This window comes from Streptomyces sp. NPDC002573, from assembly GCF_042889625.1.
GTDB classification, from domain to species: Bacteria; Actinomycetota; Actinomycetes; order Streptomycetales; family Streptomycetaceae; genus Streptomyces; species Streptomyces gibsoniae.
In genome coordinates this window covers 1-2,499 of sequence record NZ_JBIARC010000224.1, presented here as the reverse complement: position 1 = coordinate 2,499, position 2,499 = coordinate 1, and the positions used below count along the sequence as shown (strand labels likewise).

Annotated in this window: 2 protein-coding genes and 1 pseudogene; all 3 read right to left on the bottom strand. The window is 70.1% G+C overall.

Annotated features, from left to right (window positions below; genetic code table 11):
- Nucleotides 1-285: 285 nt before the first annotated feature.
- Complete coding sequence (locus tag ACFYX0_RS47415; protein WP_388981966.1) at nt 286-1,041, bottom strand: hypothetical protein; 756 nt, start codon at nt 1,039-1,041, stop codon at nt 286-288.
- A pseudogene (locus ACFYX0_RS47410) lies at nt 1,038-1,517 on the bottom strand (SigE family RNA polymerase sigma factor). The gene ACFYX0_RS47415 and the pseudogene ACFYX0_RS47410 overlap by 4 nt, the downstream one beginning before the upstream one ends.
- Nucleotides 1,518-2,157: 640 nt before the next feature.
- Nucleotides 2,158-2,499: DNA-directed RNA polymerase subunit alpha C-terminal domain-containing protein (locus ACFYX0_RS47405; protein WP_388981964.1), on the bottom strand; the 342-nt coding region annotated here is incomplete at its 5' end.

Sequence of the window (2,499 nt, the reverse complement as noted above, 5' to 3'; positions counted from 1 at the left end):
CGACGACATCACAAGCCGTCACTCCCACCAGACCACCGACCCCATGCCCCACCAGCGAAAACGCAGTCCTCGCGTCCGGAAAGACAACAGCTTCTAAGAGATCAACTCAACTGGCGGTCAGGCTCATTGGCTCAGGTGAGCCAGCATCTCGTGGTTCACGGGGTAGGGGCGCTCACGGGGCTGGAGTTCCCGTGCGGCGCCCAGGTCTCCTGGGGAGGGGGCTTTGGGGCGCGAACGAAGGGGGCGGCACGAGATCCTCGTACCGCCCCCTGGCGCGTCCGGGGCCTACGGCAACAGTTGGGGCTTCAGCGCCAGTTCGCGCAGTTGTGCCCGCGTCAGCGGGAAGGTCTTCAGCAGCGGGCCCTCGGAGCCCTTGCCGAGGAAGCCCGTCCAGTCCCGGATGGTGAGCAGCGAGCCGTCCTTCAGCCGCAGGCTGGCGGCCAGTTCGGCGCCGCTGTACTTGGGCTGGACGTTCTGGGTCGCGGCCCACTGCCAGATGCTCAGGACGGCGCCCCCCGGCACCTTCTCGCTGGTGCACTTGATCCGCTCGGGTGTCTCGTGCGGCAACGCGCAGGGATCCTGCTCCGCCCCCTCGGCCTTGACGGCCTTCGCCGACATCACGTGGACCACCAAGTACCCGACACCGCCGTCCCGTACAACGGCGTAGTCGCCGTCGTAGGGCCCGATCTTCTTCGGCGCCGGCGCGTTCGACACCCCCTTGATGAGCCGCAGCAGCGACACCTCTCGGACCTTGCCCACGTCGGCGGGCAGCAGCTTGCGGAAGCCGACGACTCCCGTGCCGAACTCCCCGGCCGTCGGCGACGCCGCCACGTTCTCGCCCCGCCCGCCCGGCAGCACGCCGGAGCCCACGACGACGCCCCCCGCAACCACGGCCGCGACGACGCCGGTCACCGCCGCGCGCCTCCGCCACCGCAACCGCGCGGCCCGTGCGAACACCACCTCGCTCCCCCGGCTCTCCGGCACCGGCACGGGGCCGGCCGCCTTCCAGAGCAGTTCCCGCACCACGTCCTTCTCACTCATACGTACTCCTCCCGCACCGCGGCCTTCAGCGCCGCGAGTCCCCTGGCCGTGTGGCTCTTGACCGTGCTCTCCCGCATCCCGAGCAACTCGGCGGTGGCTGCCACACTGAGGTCCTCCCAGTAGCGCAGCACGAGCACCGCCCGCTGCTTGGGCGCGAGTCCGGCGAGAGCGGCCCGCACCATCAGCCCGGTATCGCTGTCCACCAACTGTCCCGGCACGTCGCCGTACGCCTGTTCGCGCCGCCAGAACCGGCGGCGGGGCCGAGATGAAGGTGTTGACCAGCGTCCGGCGCGCATAGGCGTCGAGGTTCTCCAGCCGCCCGTGCCGGCGCGCGCCGAGGACGACCTTCACCAGCGTCGTCTGGACGAGGTCCTCCGCCTCGTCACGGTTCCGCACAGCAGATAGGCGCTGCGGAACAATGCCGTGCGTCTGCCCTCGACGAAGGCGTGCAGAGCCGCTTCCGCGCCTCGCGTCATCCCTCCCCCTTCCCGGTCCACCGGGTACGGACCGTCTCACCCGTTCCAGTGCGTCGGGACGCCTTGGAGGACGCAGTAGAGGCGCTACGAATTTCCGTCCGCCTCGGCCAGGTCCTTGTGGGCCCTGCTTGAGCGTCAGCAGCAGAGCGTCCGAGGCGTGGGCCCGAAGGCGCATGGGACCGGTATGGGCGCACGTCGCCCGCTGGGACCGATCGAGCGGCACGTGCGGTATCGGAAGAGCGGCGCGCCGTGCGGTAGGCCCTGGGTGTTGGAGGGGTTTGGGAGGAGCTCCCGCCTCGCGAATGCGCCTGCGAGCCCTGCGGGAAGGCTGTCCCCCTGGCCCTGCGCCGCCGGGCTGAACTCCTAGACCAGGTGCCGCAGGTTCGAATCCTGCCGGGGGTACTGTGCATGAACGGGCGATATGCATCGAACAGCCCCCTCGGAGTGAGCTCCGAGGGGGCTGTTTCGTACCGCGGGGGTACAAACGACGGCGGCCGCCTTAACCTTCTTGATCAGGCTCGGAGGGCTTGGGCGTCCGCATCTCCGCCAGTGGGCCATCGGGGAGTCGGGTGCTGCGGTCGGCCGGTGCTCATCACCGGCTCCCCTGTCTTCCTGGCTCCCCCGCGCCCCGACGCAGCGTTCAGTACTGCTCGGTCTCCACGAACCCGTTGCCCTCGTCGTCGGCGGCGCCGAAGGCATCGGCCGCGGCGGTCGGGTCGAATCCGGGCGGGCTGTCCTTCAGGGCCAGGCCCAGGCCGGCCAGCTTCGCCTTGACCTCGTCGATCGACTTCGCACCGAAGTTGCGGATGTCGAGCAGGTCGGCCTCCGAGCGCGCCAGGAGCTCACCCACCGAGTGGACGCCCTCACGCTTGAGGCAGTTGTAGGAACGGACCGTGAGCTCCAGCTCCTCGATCGGCAGCGCCAGGTCGGCGGCCAGGGCGGCGTCCGTCGGGGACGGGCCCATGTCGATGCCCTCGGCATC